The organism is Paenibacillus aquistagni, assembly GCF_900177815.1.
Classification (GTDB): Bacteria; Bacillota; Bacilli; order Paenibacillales; family Paenibacillaceae; genus Paenibacillus_B; species Paenibacillus_B aquistagni.
Window position 1 is genome coordinate 606,323 of the sequence record NZ_FXAZ01000002.1, and the last position, 14,491, is coordinate 620,813.

Genomic DNA, 14,491 nt, shown 5'->3' on the forward strand with positions numbered 1-14,491 from the left:
GTCCTCTCCTTTACTCGCTCACTGGCTCATCTGTTTTGCTGTAATCTTTCTTCGCAATCGTCCACCCTGTTAGGCCATACACAATGTTAATGAGGGGAACCAAGAAGGCAAAGAAAATGTATGGGATAAATTCAACAGCATCAATGCCAAGCATATTGGAAGCAAATACTGCCGGAACTCCCCATGGCACCAAGGTGATGCCCACCGTACCCGCCGCTTCGACGCAGCGAGATAAATTTTTAGTATCGAGATTCATGTCTTTGTACGTTTGGACAAAGGTTCTTGTCGGCAATATGATAGCCAAGAATTGAGCGCCGCTTGCAAAAGCCACCAGGAATGTTGATGCAATGGTGGTTGCAATCAACGAGCTTGAGCTCTTGATCCGATGAACAATCGGACGGACAAGCGCCTCGAAGATCTTCGTTCCTTCCAATAAGCCTCCTAGCGCAGTTGCAATGGTCAACAACCCAATCGTATTCAGCATCGATACAATGCCGCCGCGGTTTAAGAGGGAATCAACGGATGGAATCCCCGATTCGATATGAAAGCCATTGGTCATCGTATTCACCATGCCGGTTACCGTCTCCCCTTGAATCAAGATAGAGAGTACTCCGCCCAGCAAGCCGACGAGCAGCAGGGTCGGCAGTGCCGGCATCCGCTTCATCATAAGCAGAATCGTCAGTACGGGAAGCAGCAGCAGTAACGGATGGATCAAAAAGGATTGCTCGATCCCAGACAAGATCATATCGATGTTGCCGGTATCCGCCATTTGCGCGGCTGAGCCTTGTCCAATGATGAGGTATAGCAATATCGTAATAAGAAAGGCCGGAATCGTATCCCACAGCATATGGCGCACATGGCTGAATAGATCCGTCTCTGCCATAGCCGGCGCAATATTCGTCGTATCAGAAAGGGGCGATAATTTGTCCCCGAAGAATGCTCCTGAAATGACTGCCCCCGCAATAAGCGCTGGAGAAAAGCCCATCCCTTCTCCAATGACCATGAAGGCAAGTCCTATCGTTGCGATTGAAGTGAAGGAACTGCCAAGCGTAACGGCAACGATCCCGGTTACAATCGCTACAGTTGGAACGAAGAAGGCCGGATGAATGAAGGATAAGCCGTAGTAGATCATAGCAGGAATAACCCCGCTTGAGATCCACGTGCCGACGATCATCCCAATTACAAGCAGGATAAAGATCGCAGGCAGTGCCTTCGCTACTCCTTTTACCATCATGTCCTGAAGTTCATCCCAGCGATAACCATTCACCACCCCTACGAGAACGGTGACGATGATGCCGATGACGAGCGGGATAAACATTCCAGCCTTCCAGGTGAAGATAGAGGCTGCACCCGCGATCATCAGCGCAAGAATAGGCAATAGCGCTAAACCGATGGATACTTGTCGTTTCATGTTCATTTCACTCCCTTACATCTTAGTTGTCTTGTTGCTTGATTTGTTCATAAGTCGACTTTTTGAACCTTGTATAAAATAAAAAAACTTCCATCCCCAAAAAAGGGACGGAAGTTCCGCGGTACCACCCTGATTAACAGACGAATTCATCTGCTCACTCAATCCTTAACGGCATGTGCCGGACATTGACATGTCAGCTCCCTAACTGTAATTCGCCAGCTTGCTTGGGCTTAGTTCGCACCATCCACTAAGTCTCTGATTGTCCCGCTGCAGTCGGCTACTTTATTAGTTCAACGCTTTTCTGCTATTCTGCTTTTTTGTAATAAATCACATTATAGACCTATCCCTTCGATTGTCAACACATATTTTATTTCATTTTATTTCCAGTTGATCTAGCTGTAATCGCTTTCTTATTTGAAAAAGCTGAAGCTTGTCGCGATAAAAGCAGCATTCCGTTTTGCGATATTTCGCACTTATTTACACGCCTTTTTCATCCGTATCATTCTATAAATGCTTATTTATAGAAATAATGAATGGGTAAATCTGAATTTCCATGCAAAAAAAGGCCTGCTATTAAGCACACTCAGGATGCTCATAGCAGGCCATGATTTACAGGATAGGATTCAATTAGAACGGATTCATAACATGGAAAAAGACGTTCGGCGAAGCCATGCGCAGGTAGTAGCTTGACCAGCCGATTCCTTGATGATTCAAGTGATTGCGGGAGCTGAATACGAGTCGCTCCTGCTCCAATTCTTCAATCTGTGCAATCCGCCCTTCAACCAAATCCAGGATGCGATCGCTGGCAGACTCCAGCCGATGAACGACTCCGCCATAACGAATGTCGATGACCTCCCAGCCGAATGGCTTGAACATGCGCAGCCACTGCGTGCGATGCGACGCACGGAGCTGCTTTACAGCTGAAGCAATCTCTGGGAGCTTATGGACTGCAATATGACGCATCGTCTCAAGGTCCCTGGCATCATAGGCTTGCTTCAGCTCAATGCCGATCTCGCTCTTCAGCTTCAAGACATGCGCAAGCTTCTCTGGCACATCGAACATATAATCGAGAGCTGCCTGCTCATTGCGCTGAGCGGTAATCGCCTGCTCCAAAGCCGCATAATGATCATTCATAGGCAGGCCTTCGATTTGCTTATCGAATAGTCCAAGCAGAACATCCTGATACAACAAGAACTTGGACGGATTGCTTTGCTTGCGGTTATCCGGTTCTGAGCCCGGGGTCTCATCCAAATCCTTCATCAGCATATACGCGTCATAAGGGATGCCTGTACAGAACTGAACGCGCTCCTTCAGCCACTCCTTGTCCACTTCTGCGTCCGTGTAAGCATGCTCTGCGTAGAATTGCAGCCCCAACAAGGCAATGTATGGATTGCTTTCCATCCCATCATCGCCCCACATCGTAGCGTACACGTCGCGAATGCCTTCTCGCTTGCACACCTTGAGGGCATCGTCTGTAGCAAGCAAGGACAAGCCATAGTTGACGCCAAAGGTATTGAACACCCATACCCCGCCTGCAAAGGCCAGCTTCGTTCCGAGCGGGCGATGATTCGCAATCAGCTGCTCGTAGTGCTCCTCGCCAATGTGCGCATAATCCCAATACACCATCTCAACATCCTTAGGGATGCGGCTTGCCATTTCCTCCGGAATCTTTGTATCATGGCTGAAGTGCTCGTTGTCAGAGGATGTTGAGGCGAGCTTCAGGAACATGTCGCTCCACATCATCGGAGTCAATCCCTTCTTGCGCACGATCTCAAGCACCTTATCCAGATGGTTGACCATCAGCTCAAAGCGTCCGGTATAACCGTTCTTGTCCAAATATTTGCCGCGACCGACTTCTTCCGCTTCATCCATTCCAATATGCATCTTGCGGCTGCGAAATGGTGCGCTGGAAGCTTCAATCATGCGCTCAATGAAGGCCATGACGCGCTCATCATTGGCAAGCAATGCACCCTTCGTATCCTTGTATTCCTTCGCAGCCTCCCACTTCAAGAACTCCTCCAGATGAGCGAGTGTCTGGATGCTAGGGAACGCTTCAATGCCGAATAGATCGGCATAATCATCAATCGCACGCAGCTCCTCCTGCGAGTAGCGTCCACGCATATAGCCGAAGTATGGCTCTCCCTCAAGCTCATACGTATCCTCCATATACAGCATTACGGTGTTCATGCCCATAAGAGCCATCTTCCGCAGCAGCAGCTGGAAGCTGTCAACCGTTAGCACGCCGTTGCGCGACAAGTCGAACATCGGTCCAACATTGTCAAAGCGCTGGGTCTCCTTCAGCTCGAAATCGCCTTCATGTCCGCGCTGAACAAGGAGGCCTAATGCACGGAAGAACTGATGCTTTTTGCCATAGCGAATATAGGCATGATCGCCCTTTCGTCCAACCTCAAGCTCGTCTCCTGGAGACGCCTCCACTTGTACGCAGATTCCATCATCCGCCGCACATTCAAAAGGGATCTCATGAGCTAATTCACGAATCCCCTGTTCAAACGATTCCATATTTCCTTCAAAGCGCAATTTCATCGTTGAATCCCCCTTGCAGGATTATTATGAGTGTCTATGAATCTATTATAGGGGATAGCGGCACATATTGGGAGCCAAAAAGATAAGCGGTTTAAAAATAGATGGCCGCACGCTCCATACACGTACAGCCCTGAGCTAAGATCTTGGTTGCTGTTTGCGAGAAGAGCAGGTTCTTCTTGATCACTTGCTCAAGTCATAACTCATATAAAGACGACATCATGATGTTTGGCACATCTCAATGTCTTCCGAACCCCTATGAAGATGATAGATATATTCAGATAGAAAATAGGACCCTCTTTATGATCAGAGAGTCCTTAAAATAATCTTTAGTCAAAACGGTCATTCTCTAGCTTGATCAGCTTATCGCTTCATTTGGAGCGCTTCTTGCATGGCTTCCTCAATGCTAAATAATCGCTTATCCGCCTCCGTGCGCTTTTTCACTTCCACAAGTCCCTCTGCGAGATCGCGGCCGCATACGATCCGAAGCGGGATGCCAATCAGATCCGCATCCTTCAGCTTAACGCCAATACGCTCATCCCGATCATCCAGCAGCACCTCAACGCCTTGTGCGGTTAGCTTCGCATACAGCTGCTCGCAAGCGTCACGCTGCGCATCATCCTTAATCGACACAGGAATGATGTGCACCTGGAATGGCGCAATCTCACTCGGCCACGTTAGGCCGTTAGCGTCATTCAGCTGCTCCGCACAGGTGGCAAGAAGCCGAGAAATACCGATGCCGTAGCAGCCCATCGTCATCGTCTGCTCGCGTCCCTGCTCATTCAAGAAGGCGGCATGCAGCGGCTCACTATATTTTTTGCCAAGCTTAAAAATATGTCCGACCTCGATGCCCTTCTGGAACTGAAGCGTGCCTTCACAGCGTGGACAAGGATCGCCCTCTGCCACGTTGCGATAATCCCCAACTTGAGGCAGAGCAAAGTCTCTTCCAGGCACAACATGTCTCAGATGAGCATCTACCTGATTGGCGCCGACAATGGCTTCGCGCAACCCAGCAGCATGTGCATCGATGAGCACCGGCACCTGCAAGCCTACAGGACCCGCAAAGCCATGCGGCGCCCCTGTTACCCTAATGATCGTATCCTCATCCGCAAGCTCCAGCTCATTCGCCTGCAGCGCATTCTTCACCTTCGTCTCATTCATCTCATGATCCCCGCGAAGCAGCACCGCCGCAGGCTTGCCATCCGCTACGACGATCATCGTTTTTATCATCTGCTTCGCTTCCTGCTTAAAGAACTGCATCAGCTCTTCCATCGTCTTCACCTGCGGTGTGGACACTTGCTCCATTGGCGGAACGAAAGCACGAGCTTCAGCAAGAGGAGGCTCCAGCGCTTGCTCCTCCTGAGATGCATGCTGTTCAGCACCCGCATAGGCGCGCTCTAGATTCGAAGCATATTGGCAGGAAGAGCAAGTCACAATCGTATCCTCGCCAATGTCAGTCAGGGCCATGAACTCATGCGTATCGCCTTCTCCACCAATCGCTCCTGCATCAGCTTCAACGGCAAGGTAGCGAAGTCCCGCACGGGTAAAGATGCGATGATACGCATTATGCATGCTCCAATACTGGGCATCCAGTCCCTCTTCATCGATATCAAAGGAGTACGCATCCTTCATGAGAAACTCTCTTCCACGCAGAAGCCCGAACCTTGGACGCTTCTCGTCTCTATACTTTGTCTGAATCTGATACACGGTAAGCGGCAGCTTCCGGTACGAGCTGATCTCTTGGCCAATCAGCGTGGTCACGACCTCTTCGTGAGTAGGACCGAGTGCGAATTCACGGCCATGCCGATCCTGAAGGCGTATCAGTTCTGGACCATACACCTCATAGCGCCCCGATGCCTGCCACAGCTCAGTCGGCTGAATCGCAGGCATCAGCAGTTCCTGAGCGCCGATGCGATCCATCTCTTCACGAATGATCTCCTCCAGCTTGCGAAGCACTCTTCGCCCAAGCGGCAAATAGTGATAGACGCCGGCGGCAACCTGCCGGATATAGCCTGCTCGCAGCAGGAGCTGATGACTGACAACCTCCGCGTCGCTAGGCGCTTCTCTTAATGTAGGCGCGAGCAATAAACGCTGTTTCATTGTAAGTTTCCTCCCTTTTGCTAAATAGATGGTCTTGTTCGTTCAAGTCGTGGCTCGATACAAACAACCCTTCATTTCTGCCAAATGAACAGTACTGCCCTGAAGCAAAATACGGCTCCCATCAGCATCACGATCAGCCATGCAGTGAAGCACCAGCCATCATCTGCAAACAACACGTCGCCTTGATGAAAAACAAAAAAACGCGCTCGTCAGGGACGAATGCGTTCGTGGTACCACCCTTATTTCACGAGGAGCTAGGTGCGAAAGGAAAAACTTAAACCTTCACAACAAAAGGCTCGAAGGAGCTGCAAGGCAAGCAGGCTCAGCTCGTGCTTGAACGGATTAACGGCCCGTTGCCGGCAGCGGTTCGTTCACATCGCCGTATTAGGCGCTTAATCCCGCGCAGCTGCAAGGTAGGAGGCACATCTCGTTATCTGTGCCCTCTCACCACGCAGGCACTTCTCTGAAAGACACGTCCGATGTACATATGTCCTTGGTCATCGCTGTTATTCCACTATGCTCTAGCTTATTGCTCAGTAGTGTATCACGTTCAATCCATGAACTCAAGATAATGAAGCCCACAAGGCTATCAGCGCTGCTGTCGAGCAGAGATGATACGATGCCGCAAACCTGTGTCCAGCTGAGTTTTATATAAAAATGAAGCCCCGTCCACACATAAGGGACAACCCCTAGTATGGAGCGGGACTCTTTTAATCCTCATCACATATGGATTAACGAGATTAACGAATACGGAAGCCGTGTGCAATTGGCGGAGCAGCGACGTCAGTATCCGCAGGCAGTGTCACCACAATGCCATTTTCCGTTTTCTCAAAGGAAAGATTGTCAGCGCCGCCAAGCAGATCAATCTGCTTCACGTTTTCGGTGTAAGGCAGATGAACCGTAGCTGTCGCTTGTTCATTTTCACCATACATGCGGAATGCATACACCGTGTCATCTTTGTGTGTAAATGCAACGTTATCGGTAACATACGGAGCGCATACCCGAGTGCCGTATATCCCCTCTCCATGCACGTTCATCCAAGCGCCAATTTCCTTCATTCGCGTAATGGCTTGAACCGGCAGACGTCCATCTGGCTGCGGTGTGACATTAAGGGCCAGGTTGCCGCCTTTTGCCACAATCTCAAGCAGCATATGAATAAGCTCGCGAGTCGATTTGTACTCATCATCAAAGCGGTAAGAGAAGGCTCTTCCCATCGTAATGCAGCTTTCCCAAGGCACCATCACTGGGCGTTCTGGAATCGTTTGCTCAGGCGTTACATAGTTTTCGTACTTGCCGCCGATTGTGCGATCTGCGACCAGAAGCCAAGGCTGATGCTGACGCATGCGATCCACGATGTCGCCAAGCAGAATATCCTGCTTGCCTTTGCCTACCCAGCCCGCATCAAGCCATAGGATATCGATGCGACCGTAGCGCGTAAGCAGTTCTTCAATTTGATCATGCGTAAATTGAATGAAGTCATTCCACAGCCACGGATATTTCTCTGGATCATAGGATGGCCCGCGGGATGTTGTCGTTCCGCGCTCCATGCCTGGCGCCCAATAAGTTGGCGTATGCCAGTCCGCCTTCGAGAAATACGCCGCAATTGCAATTCCCTTCGCACGGAATGCATCAAATACTTCACGAGTAACGTCTGCATACTTGTGGCCGTGGAACGGGCAATCCTTATGGGTAACGCGATAGTCCGTTGTATGCGTATCCCACATGCAGAAGCCGTCATGATGCTTCGTTGTGAAGATCAAATACTTGAAGCCGCCTTCGGCTGCAAGCTCTGCCCACTTGTCCGGCTGAAAGCGCAGTGGATTGAACGATTTGTTCAGCTCAAAATATTGGCGCTTCAAATCTTCGTCCGTTACATCCCAATCCACTTCATTGCGTGACCATTCAACGTCTACATCGCTTAGTGCCCATGATTCTACGATACCGATCTGGGAGTAGGTTCCCCAGTGCATCATCAAGCCAAGCTTCTGATCCTGGAACCATTCCAGCCGCTCTTGCAGCTCAGGCTCTTCAGGACGGACGTAATGGTCTTCACTGCTGTAGTTGTGTACACCTTGCACGACAACCGGCTGCTCTTCTTGCTCTAGCTCTTGCTTCAGTTCCTCTGACATGTCGTGTGCCTCCTTGGTCCTTGTCTATCGGTATTTCACGAGTGCTGGGCACTCTGTATTCCCATTAGGGTTATGGGTAACAATTTTGTTCAAGCTGAACATATCATGTATGCGCTTCAAATTCAACATCAAAAGTTGCATATGTTTATTTTCTTTGTCATTCATGAAACTTTCATTTATCAAATGTAAAATTTCTGTGCAGGCTGGCACTTTTCAGTTTGCCTTTACTCCAATCACGTTAAAAAAGGAATAATGATCCTTATTAGGCTAACCCGATAAGCAGGACCATTATTCCTTCTTGTTTTATCTATGATGAACCCAATAGTGCGTACAATCCTCGTCCATCCGACTAAAAGAATTACATAAAGTGAACGAGCAGCCTCTTCGTATACCGTGAGCGAACGATGCTATAATACAGCACTTGAATGAGCAGGAAGGCTCCGATTACGATAAGCGAACCCAGCAGCACAGAGTAATCAACCAGCTGCTGCAGCGCGAGAAAGGCAACAGAGCTGTGGATGACGGCTACCGCCATCGGCAGGAAGAACATGAGACGCAGCTGCTGCGAGACAATCCGCTTTAGCTCTTTGCGTGTCAAGCCAACCTTGGAGATCAGTTGGAACTGCTGTTGATCCCTGCTCAAGTCCGTATATAGTCTAAAGTAAAGGAAGCTCGCCGCAAAGGTAAAGAACACGATGCCGACCAAGGAGCTTAAAATAAACAGAATGCCATTTTGCTGTTTCGACATGAGCCAGTAACTAACCAGCGGACTTAAGTAATAATTCCCTTCTGCATCATTCTGCGGCACTTCCTTAAGGATTTGATTCGTTACATCGAGCGATTTCTCCCAATTTGGGACGACAAAGTGAAACATCTTGCTCGTAGACGCGCCCTCTTCCCGTGTAGATGCAATCTGATCATACATCGCGTCATTGACGACATATACCTTGTACATGTCCGGGAAGAGCATCAAAGAGGAGGCCTTCTGTACGGACAGCGTCTTAGCGATTCCATTCATGCTGAGCTCGACTTGTGCGGGACGATTCGCTTCCTCCCGCCATATTTGCCGTTCATGATAATTCACAGGCACAAGCATGACTTTACCGGCTTCTAGTGAGTTCTCAGTCTCTTTACCTAGTGCCTTGGCAAGTGCATTATAGTCGGACAGCTTGATCAGCATGCCGCCATCATCCATAAATTCCCGAACATAATACGCCATATTATAAGCAAACCCCGCCTCTGTAAGGCGATCCTGAATAATCTTGATGTGCTGTGACTCCTTGTCGTTGTCTGAAGTGGAGTAATAGGAATAAGCATAAGGCGTTTCCATCTCCACGAGCCCTGGATCTGCAATCGCGACACAGGTGCCAATGCCTGTAAAGGCAACCGCTGAGATGATGGCAGTCATAAAAAACATCGTGGCATTATCCCTCATCCGGTATGCAAGCTCCGAGATCGTCAGCAGATTGGTCTTTTTGAGAAACAAGCTTTCTTTGCCGCGCATCCAGCGAATCGCATAGACGCTAAGCTGGGTGAACAAGAAGTAAGTGCCAAGCACCGTCAAGCCTACTCCTGCAACCAGCAGCGGAAGCACAAATGCTCTTTGCAAGACAAAGAAAAACACTGTCCCGTAGCCTGCTAGAATCAGGAGGATACCAAGCACAGACAAGCCAAGGGAGGCCTTCGGCTCCGGCTTCGGCTTCTCCTCTGAGCGAATAAGCTCTACGAGTTCGGTCACCTTTACCGTTTTTGAAGTAAACAGCGACACCAAAAAGAACATCACGGCATAAGCAAGTGTTGTCACTGCCACTGCCTTCCAAGGCAGGTAAAAAGGAAGGCCATTCTGGATATAGAGCACCTTCGCACTAATGAGCAGCGTCAGCTTCGCGAACACGAGCCCCGTGAGAATCCCTGCAGCGATCGCGGCAAGGCCAATCATCAGATTCTCAACAAACACAAGCCGATGCAGCTGCTTCGTGGACATGCCGTGCACCATAAGAATGCCGAATTCCCGCTTCCGCGTCTTCAGGAAAGCACTAACCGAATACATGCAGAAGAAGAAGCTGAAGATGAAGATCAAATACTGGGAAATATTCATGCCCATCTTGGCGAGCTTGCTCATCGTCTCGCTTGTCGATTGAAGCTCCCCTTGCAGGTCCGGGTGAAACAGCAAGAGCGCATATACGAAGAAAACCATGACAGAAAAAGCGCTGCTCAAAAAGTGAGCGACATAAATCCGCTTATTGCGAATGACGTTATTAAACGCGAACTGTCGAAAAGTCATGGCGGAAGCCTCCCAGCAAAGACAGTACATTGATGATTCGTTGGTAGAACACCTCACGGTTGTCGCCGCATACGATTTCATTATGAAGCTGTCCATCTTTAATAAAAATAACCCGGTCACAAAAACTCGCAGCCATTGCATCATGCGTAACGAGCATGGTCGTCGTCTGCATCTCCTTGTTAAGCTTTGTCAGCAGCTCCATCACATCTCTTGCCGCCTTCGAATCGAGATTGCCTGTCGGCTCATCTGCGAGCACAAGCTTGGGCTTATGAATAAGAGCTCTGGCCACAGCCGTTCGCTGTGCTTGTCCACCTGAGATCTCATAGGTGCGCTTATCCAATATATCTGTGATGCCAAGCTTCTGCGCGACCTCTTGCACACGCTCCTTCATCTCCTTAATGGAAGAGCCGTCCAAGGTCAAGGGAAGCATAATATTTTCCTTCACCGTCAGCGTCGATAGAAGATTAAAAGATTGAAAGACAAAGCCAAGCTCTCTGCGGCGATACAAGGCCAACTCCTCTAGCGACATCGCATGAGGATTGTCGCCTTCGATGCGCACCTCGCCTGAGGTCGGATGATCGATCGTCGACACAATGTTGAGAAGAGTCGTCTTCCCGCTTCCAGAAGGGCCCATGATCCCGACAAATTCCCCTTTGTTCAAGGTCATATCCACATTGCTTAAGGCTGTATAAGGTACTTTTTCATTGTAGGTCTTGCACAGGTCCTTAACGCGTACCATTTCCATCGCTAATTCTCCTTTTTGTCATTCGTTATCCAAAGTGTACTTGAGGATGCCAAAAGCTCCTATCGCACTTCCTTTCATCAAGCTTACAAGCATGTAAGAGTGAGCTTTTTCGACAATTTTCGAGGCGAATCTGAAATTATTTTTTCATTTGTTACACAATTTTCACAAACTTTCATGAAAATTTACATATATAAACGCCGCTGTTATATTTTTGTGATTAACTTCTTAAATTTAAACTACGATATATAGAGTGTTGACACAATTTCATAGATGACACTGGAGGGTTTTTATGCGCTTCAACATGAAAAAACTACGTCTGTTTCAAAAGTTCACGATTCAGAAGCAGCTAATCTCTACCTTTGGCACGATCATATTAATTCTTTGCTTGAGCTTGTCCCTGTTCTCGTATTACAGCGCGAAGAATGAGCTCGATGATGCTAATCGGACGCTTCTTCCGGAGATTGCGAAGCAGACCGCCAAGCTGTATGATCAATATTTGACCCAAGATTTGGACTTTGCTGAGCATCTGGCTCAACTGGATGATTTCCAGAACTTCAATCAGATGATCCAATCTCCCGAGGCAGCGGCCAAAGTCGAGAAGAGAATTCAGAAGTATTTGGATGACTACGGCGCGCTAAGCTGGGGAGTTCTTAACACATCCGGGACTAAAGTGCTAGGCCCTGACAAAGGAGTCGACCTCTCCTTCCGAGATTACTTCAAAAAAGCACTGCAAGGCGAAACCAACACCTCAGATATGCTCCGAGACGTCAAAGAAGATTACATGAGCATGGTTTACGCTGCCCCTATTTACAATAACGACAAGGTGGCTGGCGTGCTGTTCTTTGAGACTTCTGCCGATGATCTCCAACAATTCGCTCTTGATATTCATGTAGGAGAAACTGGACATGCCTTCTTCGCAAGCAAGGACGGCACGCTCACCGCACACGAAAACAACGAACTCGTTCAGAAGCAATTCAATTCCATCGAAGCGGTAAAAGAAGATCCACAATATACCAGCCTAGCAGAGGTTCAAAAGCGCATGGTGGCGGGAGAAGTGGGCTTTGGCAATTACAGCTATGACGGCACAACAAAGAGCGTAGGCTTTGCACCCGTAAGCAAGACAGGCGGCTCGGTAGGTGTCTATATTGACGACAGCGAAGTACTCGCAGGCACTCGCCAAGTGCGCAATATGCTGTTTATGATGTCGATTGTCGGATTTATCATTGGCGCTTGTCTCGTTATCATCTTTGCCAAACGCCTGACACGAGCACTGCACTCATTTGGCAGCATTATTGATGCTACAGCATCTGGCGACCTTACGCATCAGGTTCATCCTAAGCTCTTGACACGCACGGATGAGATTGGTGAAATGGCAGCAATGATGCGCAAGATGCAGGATGCCCTGCGCAGCTTGTTAGGCACGGTCCAAACTCAATCCAATCAGATTGATCAGGCCTCTTTGCAGCTCAATCAAGCCGCAGAAGAGATGACGACTGCCACGGAATCCGTCAGCATGTCGATCCAAGAAGTCGCTACCGGCGTTCAGTCGCAAACCAATGATCTCGTGCATATTAATGAAGCGATGAACGAATATGGTAATAAGCTAACGTGGATGACAAATGCCATCTCGGAAGTTGGCGAGAGCGGAGAACAAATCTCTGACATGGCGACGGAGAGCAATGCCAATATGGAGAAGCTTGATCATTCGGTAAAAGAAATGCAGGCTCGATTTGAGAAATTCATTGTAAGCATCGAGCAATCGAGTGAAAGCTTCAAGCAAATCACACAGATGACGGATGTCATTAACAACATTGCAGAGCAAACCAATCTGCTGGCTCTAAATGCTGCGATCGAATCTGCACGGGCAGGAGAAGCCGGCAAAGGCTTCGCAGTCGTAGCGCAGGAAGTGCGCAAACTGGCTGAACAAGCGCAGACCTCGGCCAAGCTGATCACAGAGCGCATCAAGCAGGTGTCGGATGATTCGAGCATCATGCTTGATACAGCACACAATATGAAGCATTCCATTGAAGAGCAATTTACGGATATTGATACGTCGACGCAATCGTTCAAGCAGATTGTGACGGCTATTGAACTCATTACGCCGCAAATTGAGCTGCTGCAAGAGAATGCTAACGCCATCCTGCACATGAAGGATGAGATGATTGGTAGAATCTCAGATTCCTCTTCTATTGCAGAGCAAATCTCTGCTTCTTCACAGGAGATTGCGGCAACATCTGAGGAAACCGCTGCTTCGGCAGAGGAAGTACAAGCAACAAGTGAGTCCTTGTCTCAGATGACCAAGCTCATGTCCGAGGAAATGAACAAATTCAAGCTTTAATCCGAATAACAATCCATAAACATATGATAAAACATGCAAAGCCTCTCGTCCCACAGCAGTGGACGCAGAGGCTTTTTTACACTATCCAAATATACCTAATCTCATTCAGAAAGAAGTAGATGCGAGGATACAACATGATCATTTCTCTATGGCGACAGATCTGAGGAAATCTCCTATATTCGCTATGCACCGATCCATATGGTTATTGGGGGTATTCTTACATTGAATATATGACCCTATTCACCTTAGCAATTATTCTCATTGTAACCAACAGATATGCTCAAGCATTGTCCCCTATTGATGGAGCTTCTTTAATAGGCTTCTCTCATCCGGCTCAAGCTCTAACGCAAGCTTAACGGCAATCCACTCCACTTGCTGTTCGATGCTCATCTGATCAGAGGGAATCCTCGTTTCAAAGCACTCGTGAGATAATCCCGTTAGACAACGCTCTATCTGCTGCTCCGGCCACGAACCCTTTCCTTCTCCACGCTTCTGAAGGCGCTTCTGCAGCGTTTCCTTCTCGGCCCATATCGTAAAATGATGCACAGGCACCTGCTGCGTCCGCAGGCGGCCTACAATCTCTTCAAAGTAAAGCGGATCTACGATCGTCATCGGCACAATTACAGCACCCTCATATTCCTGAGAGAGGTGATAGAGCATATGATAGTTAATCTCTCGCCACATCGGATAGTCTTGAAAATCACTTTTTGCGATCTCCTTCGGCACATTATCACGAATGTAGAAGCCGGCCTCCTCCGGATCAAACACATGCGACTGCGGCAAACGGCGATGCAGCTCGAAGGCTGTTGAAGTCTTGCCTGAACCAAACGCCCCGTTAATCCAAATAATCATCGTTATACCCATTCCTTTCGCTTCGCTCAAGGCACAAAACGGAATGAAATCCGTCAGCCTTGAGCGATTTTGTTATTCTTGAGTTACAGAG

At 48.6% G+C, this 14,491-nt stretch carries 8 protein-coding genes and 1 other annotated feature; of the genes, 1 reads left to right on the forward strand and 7 read right to left on the reverse strand.

Features of this window, described 5'->3' with window-relative positions:
• Nucleotides 1-10 precede the first annotated feature (10 nt).
• The 6 genes from nhaC to B9Y93_RS11445 form a co-directional block, all read right to left on the reverse strand.
• Nucleotides 11-1,411, reverse strand: coding sequence for a Na+/H+ antiporter NhaC (gene nhaC, locus B9Y93_RS11420; RefSeq protein ID WP_085494525.1), 1,401 nt, complete (start codon nt 1,409-1,411; stop codon nt 11-13).
• A gap of 100 nt (nt 1,412-1,511) precedes the next feature.
• Nucleotides 1,512-1,714 (reverse strand) — a binding site (T-box leader).
• Nucleotides 1,715-2,038: 324 nt separating this feature from the next.
• Entirely contained in the window at nt 2,039-3,955 is a 1,917-nt protein-coding gene (locus B9Y93_RS11425) for a family 20 glycosylhydrolase (RefSeq protein ID WP_085494526.1), read from the reverse strand.
• A 360-nt stretch (nt 3,956-4,315) separates the two neighbouring features.
• Nucleotides 4,316-6,052 carry a proline--tRNA ligase gene (locus B9Y93_RS11430; protein ID WP_085494527.1) on the reverse strand — a complete coding sequence of 579 codons (1,737 nt, stop codon included), beginning with the start codon at nt 6,050-6,052 and terminating at the stop codon, nt 4,316-4,318.
• A 740-nt stretch (nt 6,053-6,792) separates the two neighbouring features.
• Nucleotides 6,793-8,181 carry an alpha-L-fucosidase gene (locus B9Y93_RS11435; RefSeq protein ID WP_085494528.1) on the reverse strand — a complete coding sequence of 463 codons (1,389 nt, stop codon included), beginning with the start codon at nt 8,179-8,181 and terminating at the stop codon, nt 6,793-6,795.
• Nucleotides 8,182-8,539: 358 nt separating this feature from the next.
• Entirely contained in the window at nt 8,540-10,465 is a 1,926-nt protein-coding gene (locus tag B9Y93_RS11440; RefSeq protein WP_085494529.1) for an ABC transporter permease, read from the reverse strand.
• On the reverse strand, nt 10,440-11,210 hold the full coding sequence (locus B9Y93_RS11445; protein WP_085494530.1) for an ABC transporter ATP-binding protein: 771 nt from the start codon (nt 11,208-11,210) through the stop codon (nt 10,440-10,442). Before B9Y93_RS11445 ends, B9Y93_RS11440 begins: the two co-directional genes overlap by 26 nt.
• Nucleotides 11,211-11,499: 289 nt before the next feature.
• Here B9Y93_RS11445 and B9Y93_RS11450 point away from each other — a divergent pair, with 289 nt between their 5' ends.
• The gene (locus B9Y93_RS11450; protein WP_085494531.1) at nt 11,500-13,548 is read left to right on the forward strand and encodes a methyl-accepting chemotaxis protein; all 2,049 of its coding nucleotides are present in this window, start codon (nt 11,500-11,502) and stop codon (nt 13,546-13,548) included.
• Nucleotides 13,549-13,842: 294 nt separating this feature from the next.
• On the opposite strand, the gene B9Y93_RS11455 is transcribed toward B9Y93_RS11450, so the two are convergent.
• The gene (locus B9Y93_RS11455; protein ID WP_085494532.1) at nt 13,843-14,400 is read right to left on the reverse strand and encodes an AAA family ATPase; all 558 of its coding nucleotides are present in this window, start codon (nt 14,398-14,400) and stop codon (nt 13,843-13,845) included.
• Nucleotides 14,401-14,491: the final 91 nt, after the last annotated feature.

Coding starts and splice junctions, on each gene's coding strand:
- nhaC (WP_085494525.1), bottom strand. CDS start 1,411: ATGAAACGACAAGTATCCATCGGTTTAGCGCTATTGCCTATTCTTGCG.
- B9Y93_RS11425 (WP_085494526.1), bottom strand. CDS start 3,955: ATGAAATTGCGCTTTGAAGGAAATATGGAATCGTTTGAACAGGGGATT.
- B9Y93_RS11430 (WP_085494527.1), bottom strand. CDS start 6,052: ATGAAACAGCGTTTATTGCTCGCGCCTACATTAAGAGAAGCGCCTAGC.
- B9Y93_RS11435 (WP_085494528.1), bottom strand. CDS start 8,181: ATGTCAGAGGAACTGAAGCAAGAGCTAGAGCAAGAAGAGCAGCCGGTT.
- B9Y93_RS11440 (WP_085494529.1), bottom strand. CDS start 10,465: ATGACTTTTCGACAGTTCGCGTTTAATAACGTCATTCGCAATAAGCGG.
- B9Y93_RS11445 (WP_085494530.1), bottom strand. CDS start 11,210: ATGGAAATGGTACGCGTTAAGGACCTGTGCAAGACCTACAATGAAAAA.
- B9Y93_RS11450 (WP_085494531.1), top strand. CDS start 11,500: ATGCGCTTCAACATGAAAAAACTACGTCTGTTTCAAAAGTTCACGATT.
- B9Y93_RS11455 (WP_085494532.1), bottom strand. CDS start 14,400: ATGATTATTTGGATTAACGGGGCGTTTGGTTCAGGCAAGACTTCAACA.